Below are 8,388 nucleotides of genomic sequence, written 5' to 3' on the forward strand. Positions count from 1 at the left end.
AGAACCCGTTACGCAGTTCGTCCGCTCAGGCTGACACCGCCGGCTTGAGATCACGACGCCGCCTCGTCCGGAATCGATTCAGGGACCGCGCGACAGACCTTCGAGGCGTTGTAGACCTCAAAGGTGGCCGCGTGCACGCGCCGAGGCGCGGTCATCAGCAATGTGTTGGGCTTAGTCTCAGCCAATAACCGCGCGGACTGGCCTCCCGCGTGTCGTGGAAGCGCACGATGCCCGTCGATGAAGGCGATTATGACCAGAATCGACGGCCGAACCCCGCCTGGGCAACAGCCGCCGTTGCCTGGCGTAGGATCTCGCTGGCCCGCTGAAGCTCGGGGACGTGAGGGGACAAAGATGAGGTTCGCTTCGTCATAACTCCATCCTCGCGAGATCTGAGGAATCCAGACAATTTGTGGCGATTGCGTACTGTCCTCAGGAGCCGGTCGCCTCCCAGTGTTCCCGCTTGATCAGCCGGGCGGCGGCGCGCTGTCCTAGAGTGTAGACTCTCGGGATGTTGGCAGAGTCGTCCATTCGGTGAAGACGCGCGATCTCGACCGGATCGAGATCGCAATCAAGGTGTTCCTTGAGCCACCGTTGCTCGAGTTGGATGTCGTAGCGCAGGAAGCGGAACAGATGGCCGAACGGTGGTATGATCGGACCGAGATCGCCAATCTCGGAATTGATCGGCCATGGAACCGGCGACGCGCCAAGCCACGTCATCAATGTCAACGTCAACAGCTCGGCATCTGCAATCTGCGCAGCCAAGGCCTTGACAGCAAGACCGATGGCACCCGAGCGCCGGGCCTGCCGGACCGACAGCTGGGGGCGAAACGAGCCGGTGCCGATCGAAACAACTGTCAGTTGATCCGGTCCCAGCGCCCAGTTCAGTCCGTAGGCCGGCAGGTGGGCCACCATCAGAGCCGCCAAGGAGGGGTTGTTATGCGGCGTTAGCCCGCCATCGAGAAACAAGCCGCCGGGCATTCCGGCGACGACCTCGATCAACTCGGGAGCGAAATAATGGGGGGCCGCGGTGCTCGCGCGCACGATCTTCGCGAGATCGAGATGCCGGTTTCCGATGAAGGACCGGTCCGCCGGAGTATCCCAGTACGTCGAGCGCGGATTATTGGCTAGGATCCAGCTGCTACCGGTATCCATGCGCTTGAGGACGAGGCAGAGACCAGTCTGAAGATCCGTAGTATCCAGTCTCCGGTCGCCGATCACGGCCGCGAGTTCGGTCCTCAGAGCCTTGGCGTCGAATTTCGCCTGCAACCCGAGGATCCGGAACGGGGAATGGCGGAAAATGCGGGGGGCGATCCGCTCGTAGAGCGCCCGAACCTCGGCGGCCCGGTAGCCAAGGGCTAGGGCGGAAGCGATGATGGCACCCGTCGATGTCCCCGCGATCAGGTCGAACCAGTCACAGAGGCGGACTGCGCGCCCTTCGATCCGTTCGATCGTGGCCTCAATCTCCTCAAGAAAGGCGAGAGTGATCGCGCCCCTGACCCCACCCCCGTTCAGCGCGAGGATGCGTTTGGGGCCAGGCCCGAAGAGATGAGAATCCCGCCGCCTTTCGAACCCGGAATGGACGGCTGCGCCAACCGGATCGCCATCCTGCAAAATGAGGACCTCCTGTCAGACCGAAAGCAACGCCGGCGCGGGTTCCTGGGCACCGCTCAACGGTATCTGGATCGGCGTCGCACGCTTCCCCTGTTGGACGAGGTTCCCATCGATCCGCTCGTGCAATAGGAGCCTTTCGTCCTCCGAGAGCCCGACGAAGCCTGCCGCCAGCGTGGGGTCGAGCGTGTCCTTCGATGCCACGGCCGAGCGTTGCAGCCGCAGGGTTACATGCGGCTTCAAGACGGCGCGGAGGGCGAGGCTTCGGCTCTGCGGCTCGCTCGGGTCTAGGACGAGCACCAGATGGCCGATCCCTGCCGGATCGAAGGCATCCAGAGCGCCCGCCGCGTCCTCAATCGCCCCGGGGCGGCCGACCACGAAATCCCGCCGGACTTCGAGGTCGATCCGGGCCAGAATGGAGGGGATTCGCGCGACGATACTCCGTGTCTGCTCCTTGATGGCCTCGGGGAGGTCAGCCCAATCCACCAGCGCCGGGTGCCGCTGGCGAAGGTCGTCACGGACTTCGCCATGGTCCCACCCGGCCATCCTTCTTTCCGCGAACCATCGCCAATGCTCGTGCGCAGCCAGCCCGTCGAGTTCGGCTTGAGTGAAGGCGAGGAGGCGAGGTGAGGAGGCGGGACTTGAACGCAATCCCGCAGCCCGCAATTTGATTGCGATATGATCGGCGAAGAGCCGGTTCGAGCGCCGGAACAATTCGGGCAGCATCGGCCATGGCAGACGCCCCGCCTGTTCCTTCGCGCCGTCCTGATCCCGCTCGCCCTGGACCGCCTCCAGATAGGCGTCGTGGCAGGCCTGGGCTGTCCTGTCGATCTCCCGGTCCGCGATCAGGTTCGATGCGATCAAGTCGGCGCAATCGCCGAACGGCACGAACCGGTCCGACACCTGCGGTCCGTCCTGACCGACCGCGAGGAAATCGGCGATCTTTCGCCGCGCACGCGTCCGAACGTAGACCGGGACGTCGCGCCTCTCTTCCCTGTCGAGCATCCCGCGGGCCTGGGTGGCGACAAAAAGCGCGTCCGCGTCGTCCGGAAGACAGACGAAGACGGCAGCGAGTCCCCGCTCGATCACCTTGGCCAGGAGCCCGCATGTTCCCGGCTCCTGTTCGGTCAGGCGGCCCTTTATCGGCTCCATCGTGATGATGTCGTCCGACCTCGGATAGAGGGTGCGGAACTTCGCAAGGGCGGCGTCGGGATCCGCGTCCAGCACGATGGCCTGCAGGCGATGTCCCGGCAAGGCGAAGCCAGTGAGCGAACCCTGGGCCAGCACCGCGCGACCCAGATCGCCGAAGCCGATCACTGCGATCACGGTCTCACTCACGTCCTCCGCCGCCCGGGCCGCGAAAAAGGGCCGCCGATACAGCTCACGGGCCGAGATCTCGGAGCGGTTAACGATCTGAAAATCGACACGCTTGGAACTCAGGCTGGTCTCGGTCTGACGCAGGAACCGCTCGAACAGCCAATCCGTGCGCATTTCCGGGGCGACCACCAGCTGTCCGCTGGCTCGTGAGAGAACCGACGCATTCTGGGCGACGGTGAGGGCGATCTCCAAATTCGTTATGTCGTTGCCCGTCGTCACGACAAGGACCCGCGCCCGCCGCAGACCAGCGATACGAAGCGTGGCGGCCGAGCGGGCGTCCCCCTTGATGGCCGGCGCCCCGGCATCCGCCACGGCTAGAGCGTTGACGGACGCGGCGTCGAGGTCGACGGCCACGACGCGGGCGCCCGCCGCGCGCATCTGCTCGGCGATGGCCCGGCCCGTATCTCCGAGGCCGCAGACGATCACATGATCCCGACTGCGGCGGGCGAAGGCGACCCGGAGATCACGGCGGAGGCTCTGAAGGAACAGTTTTGCGGCTGTTAGGCCGGCCGCCAGCGGCAGCAGCCACTGGGCCAGCACCAACTGCCATGGGTCCTTGCCCAGGGCGAAGCCGCCGCGCCCGCGGGCGAGATTGAACGAGTGCTCGACCCGTTCCAGGGCCGTCGGAACCGCGCAGGGAGTTCCCGTGCACTGATGGTCGAAGCCCCAGTAGGCAAGCCCGAAGGCGACGATCGCGAATGGCGCAAGCGCGAACCATGAACCGGTCTGGAATTGATTGCCGCGGGTTCCTGGCACTGCCGACGGCCCTTGCTGAGTACCGCCCCATCCGGAGCAGATCACTACCAATACACGATTTGCGAAGCACTCAATTCGCCTTTCCAGCACCGGAGCCTGAAAAGACGGAGCGCGCGAACACCAAAGCTGGTAATTCAGATCCCTGCGGGGGCGCCTCCGGGCACAGCCGCCGGTCCGGGGCCGGTTGAAGACGGCTACGGCCAGGGAAGCCTCATTGCAGGGAGCGAGTGTTGTCGGTCGATCACGCCACCCCGTCGCCGAGCCGGGCCCCGGCGCCTCATCCACCCCGGCCGCCCCTGGCCTTCCGCATCGGCATAACCGGTTCTCGGGACCCCGAGCAGTTGTCCGATGCGGTTCGCGGACAAGTGCGCGAGGTGCTCCAAGCGGTCCGCGAGCACATCGAGGCCGTCGCCCGCGACCCTGCCGCACGGACGGTCTATGGCCACCCGCCGTCCGAGCCGGTGCAGCCAACCCTGCGGATCGTCTCGCCGCTCGCCGAAGGCGCCGACCGTCTGGTCGCGTTGCTGGCCAGGGAGGCCGGGTACGCACTCACGGTGGTGCTGCCCTTCTCTCGGACGGACTATGAGAAGGATTTCGCGACCGCCGACAGCCGCTCCGAGTTCGATCGTCTCCTGGATGAGGCCGCGCTGGAGTCCCGGCCCGTCTTGACCCTCGACGGGGTCCGGGGCGATGCCGAGACCCGCAGCTACGAGGCCGTCGGCCGTTTAGTCGTGCGCAATTGCGATCTGTTGATCGCCGTCTGGGATGGTCGTCCGGCCCGGGGCCGGGGCGGCAGCGGCGATATCGTTGGCTTCGCGACCCGGTTCGGGCCGCCGGTCTGGTGGATCGACACCACCGGGGGCAACCCGCCGCGTCTTCTGCGATCCAGATCGGATTTGCGCGCGCCCCATCGCGCCCCACGGGGAGCGCAGGCCGCTTCGCTGCTAGCCGAGATCGTCGCCCGAATGCTGCTGCCGCCGCGCATGGAGAGGCCCGGACATAGCCTGATTGGCCGTTCCGTTCACGCGCTGTATCGCTTTGGGCGCACGCTGCCCGGTGCCGTGGGGCGACATGTCCAACGTCATCTCGAACCCTACCACGATGGCCTTCTGGCATACCTTCGCGAGAGGCCGCCGCGCAAAAATCCGCTCTGGCAACTGTTCGATCGGGGACATCGCCGTATCGGCGGTGTCCCCACCCCTGTCCCGCCCCCGCGAACGCCCCCGGCCGGGCCGGGCGCCTACTGGGACGCGCTGTTCCGACCGGCCGATCTGGCGGCGAGCGCATACGGCGATCGTTACCGTTCGTCGTATCTCTGGATCTTCGGCCTCGCGAGCCTCGCCGTGGTGTGCGCCGTCGCGTCGCTCGCCAACGCCGCCCTCAAACCTGCGGCAACGCTTTGCGAGCTGTGGCTTCTCCTGACTATTCTCGCGCTGGTGGCGGTGAACGAGCGGCGGAACTGGCACGGCCGCTGGATCGCTTACAGGCTCCTCGCCGAACTGTGTCGCAAGCAGGGCTCACTTGCGCTGTTCGGCTGGAGCTTGCCTCCACCCGCCCTCCGCCACACCCTTCCCATGGAGCAGGCCGAGAATGCGGAATTGGGCCCGGCGGAAACCTGGGTCGCATGGTACTTCAACGCGGCTGTCCGAGCCTCGCCAATGCCGACCGGGAGCCTGTGCGAGCCGGAACTCATCGCAGCCCGCGCCTACCTGCGGACCACGCTGGTCGAGGAGCAGCGCGCCTATCATGCGGACCGGCGCATGCGGAGCCGGCGCGCTGGTGCGTGGCTCGTGCAAGGCGGGGAGTACGCCTTCTTCGCTACACTTGGCCTTGTCATGATAAAGCTCTTGTTGCTGTGGCTCTCGGGAGATCACCAGGACGCTGGCTCAGAGGGCATGCACGCGATCATTGTCGCCCTCGGGGCCTCGGCGGCCGTCTTGCCCGCCATCGCAGCCGCCTTCGTCGGCATTCGGGCCTATGCTGAACTCGAACTCTTGGAGAGCCAGTCGGCCCGGATGGCGCACGCGATGAGCGAGGCCGCCGTCCGGATCGACAGCCTGGACCTCGCCCAGCCCCTCGCCTCGCAGGATTTAGCCGCGGAGGTATTCGACGTGTCCGCCATTATGTTGCAAGAGGTCGCCGGTTGGGCCGACCTCTTCCGGGTTAAGAACGTGGAAACCGGGTAGACGACGCGCCTGCGCTCTCCGGGCTCCGGACGCCTCGGTCCGGCAGGACGGCGAACGACACGGATGCCGCCGGACGGGATCGCTGAAGCAGCCAGGCGGCCGATTACGGACTGCGGAGGCGTTTGACTTCCGCGGCAATGCGGTCGATCGTGAAGATATTACTAAGAACGAGGTTGCGGAACTGGAATTAATGCTTGGCTCCTGACACGAATATCGGTCATGAGGTAATTGCACTGGTCCATATCGCGAGTACAATTATAACCGACAGCGACCATCGCGTGCTTCTGCCCAGAATAAACACAGAAGTTTCGGGGTTTGAATCCAGACTCCCGACCCCAGCTTCGGCACACTCCATGATTGAATTTAAAGGATAAGGTCCTTTGCTGACACCGACAGGATTCTGGAGCTACACGACTTCCGACGAAAGCGCAGCGCGCGGAAAATTGAGCCAATTGCGGGCGCTCCTCACCTCTGAGCTTCAGCAGCAGGTCGGCCGTGAGCCGAAGGTCAACATCTTCCAGGATGTCGCGGCGATACCGCCCGGAGGGGAATGGGAGACCCAGATCCGAACGGCCATCGGAACCTCGTCGTTCCTCATTCCGATCGTTACACCCGCCTTCCTGCAGAGCGAATGGTGTTGCCGGGAGGTTTCGCTCTTCCGTCAACGCGAGGCGGAACTTGGCGTCCGATGCTTGGTCTTTCCGCTGCACTACGTCAACACGGATCACATCGATGGTGATGACCCAAGCCAGTGCCATGATGCGGAGATACTGGCGTTTCTGAAGACGCGGCAATGGACCGACTTTCGCGCCTTCCGGTTGCAAAACCAAGAAGGTGAAAACGTTGCTGTCCTCTTGGAAGGATTGGCGCGCGGGCTCCTCAAGGCCCTGCGTGATGGGGGGGGCAAGCAGGGGCGCGCGTCGCGAACCGGACGTGACAAACCGCTTGATTCTCAAGATTCCAAAAGGCCTCGGTTGGGCGATTATCTAAGCCGCGACTTCCCGAACGCCGGGAGACTGAACGAAGAGACGGGGCGTCAGGCATCCTTCGCAGGCTACGGCGACGGACCGGCCACTCTCAGCGCGACGGCGCCGATCTCGGTGAAACAACGTCCGAGTCAACGGACGAGGCTCGTCTCCCTCGCGGTATTCGCTCTTCTCATCGGCACCGTGATCGCGTCGGTAACGATCCTGCGGCAGCTTCCGTCACCGGCATCCGCCCCTCCTCGCGACGAGCGCGTCGTCGTACAGGACGGCGCAAAGTCGAGTGTGCCTTGCTCGGCGGCCACACAATTTTCGGAGTGGAACGGATGCGCGCGGTTAAAAGACTGATTTGGCTCTGCGTGTTCAGCGTCGCTCTCGTGACGCAAGCCGCAGCCGAGAGTTGTGTCGATCAGCTGCAACCGATCTCGCGCGTTCAGGACTTCATCGCATGCATGAAGGCACTGGATATGCAGAACCGATCGCTCCGGGACGAACTGGAGCGCCGTCTTCAGCGGGCGCCACAGGATATCGTTCAGGATCTGATCGAGAAGCACAAAGCCGAATTGTCGGGTCTCAGGGGCGAACCCGGCCGTGACGGGGCTCCCGGCGAGAAGGGCGACAGAGGCGAGCCCGGCCCCCCGGGACGGAAGGGGGATAAGGGCGAGCCAGGTCCGGCGGGTCCGAGAGGCGAAGCGGGACCACCTGGCAAAAATGGTCAAGCCGGTGATGAGCATCAGCAACCGCCATCCGGGTCGTCGGCTTCGCAACCAGCCGGCAACACCGATGTCAAAGCCGACCTGAAGATCAGCGCGACGACGGCTACGATCGTCGACCGGCGGGTGCTCCGCGCCTACGTCACGGCGACAAATATGGGAGATGAGGCGAAGATCCTGGTATATCCAACCGGATCAAGTTTTGTCTCCGGGTCAATTGCCAGCACATATAGTCCAAAATTCAAGGGCATTGTATCGTGCAATAACTTATATGTCGCTAATTGCATGAACGTCGACAAGACTGAGTGGACCGAGATAGGAAAAAACGATACCATTTCGATGGTCTTGGAACAAACCTTCGCGAGCAATGTTGTTCTTGACAAGGTCGATTTGAATATATCAGTCTTCGTCGAGCGGGCCGGCAAGACTGAGAAGAGAGACTTTCATTTGCGCGGGCTGTCCGTGTCGGGGGACCGGCAGTAACAGCTGATGCCGGCAAACGATAACGACCTTCGGCAGATGCGGCTCGATCGAGGCGTAGACGTACGGCATCGGTCGCGCCCGTCGCGTCCACCACCGAGATTCTGACAAAGCCAGCGCCGTCCGGCTGCCAAGTGGCCTCCCGCCGCTCCGCTTGCGACAAGGGCATGCCGTTGACCATCCAGACATAAGGTGGCTTGCCTCCAGTGACCTTTAGGGCGAGATCAGAATCCCCGCCACACTCCGCCGGACCGAGATCGACCCGCGTCCCCTCCAGTGGATAGG

General features: G+C 64.1%; 5 protein-coding genes and 1 pseudogene. 3 read left to right on the forward strand and 3 right to left on the reverse strand.

Annotated features, from left to right (window positions below; translation table 11 throughout):
* Window positions 1–429 precede the first annotated feature (429 nt).
* Complete coding sequence (locus OXS27_RS26970) at window positions 430–1,611, reverse strand: patatin-like phospholipase family protein (protein WP_267360255.1); 1,182 nt, start codon at window positions 1,609–1,611, stop codon at window positions 430–432.
* A 15-nt stretch (window positions 1,612–1,626) separates the two neighbouring features.
* Window positions 1,627–4,026 carry an NAD-binding protein gene (locus OXS27_RS26975; protein WP_267360257.1) on the reverse strand — a complete coding sequence of 800 codons (2,400 nt, stop codon included), beginning with the start codon at window positions 4,024–4,026 and terminating at the stop codon, window positions 1,627–1,629.
* A gap of 56 nt (window positions 4,027–4,082) precedes the next feature.
* Between OXS27_RS26975 and OXS27_RS26980 the strand changes: the two genes are divergently transcribed.
* From OXS27_RS26980 to OXS27_RS26990, 3 genes are all read left to right on the forward strand, one after another.
* Window positions 4,083–5,927, forward strand: coding sequence for a hypothetical protein (locus OXS27_RS26980; protein ID WP_267360259.1), 1,845 nt, complete (start codon window positions 4,083–4,085; stop codon window positions 5,925–5,927).
* Between the two features lie 380 nt (window positions 5,928–6,307).
* The gene (locus OXS27_RS26985; RefSeq protein WP_267360261.1) at window positions 6,308–7,258 is read left to right on the forward strand and encodes a toll/interleukin-1 receptor domain-containing protein; all 951 of its coding nucleotides are present in this window, start codon (window positions 6,308–6,310) and stop codon (window positions 7,256–7,258) included.
* A complete protein-coding gene (locus tag OXS27_RS26990) occupies window positions 7,237–8,106 on the forward strand; it encodes a collagen-like protein (protein WP_267360264.1) in 870 nt (289 codons plus the stop codon). The genes OXS27_RS26985 and OXS27_RS26990 overlap by 22 nt, the downstream gene beginning before the upstream one ends.
* Before the next feature lie 70 nt (window positions 8,107–8,176).
* Here the strand turns inward: OXS27_RS26990 and OXS27_RS26995 are convergent.
* Window positions 8,177–8,380 (reverse strand): annotated as a pseudogene (locus OXS27_RS26995) (hypothetical protein); the annotation flags it as partial.
* Window positions 8,381–8,388 lie beyond the last annotated feature (8 nt).

The organism is Methylobacterium sp. GC_Met_3, from assembly GCF_026540775.1.
In the GTDB taxonomy this organism is placed as follows: domain Bacteria; phylum Pseudomonadota; class Alphaproteobacteria; order Rhizobiales; family Beijerinckiaceae; genus Methylobacterium.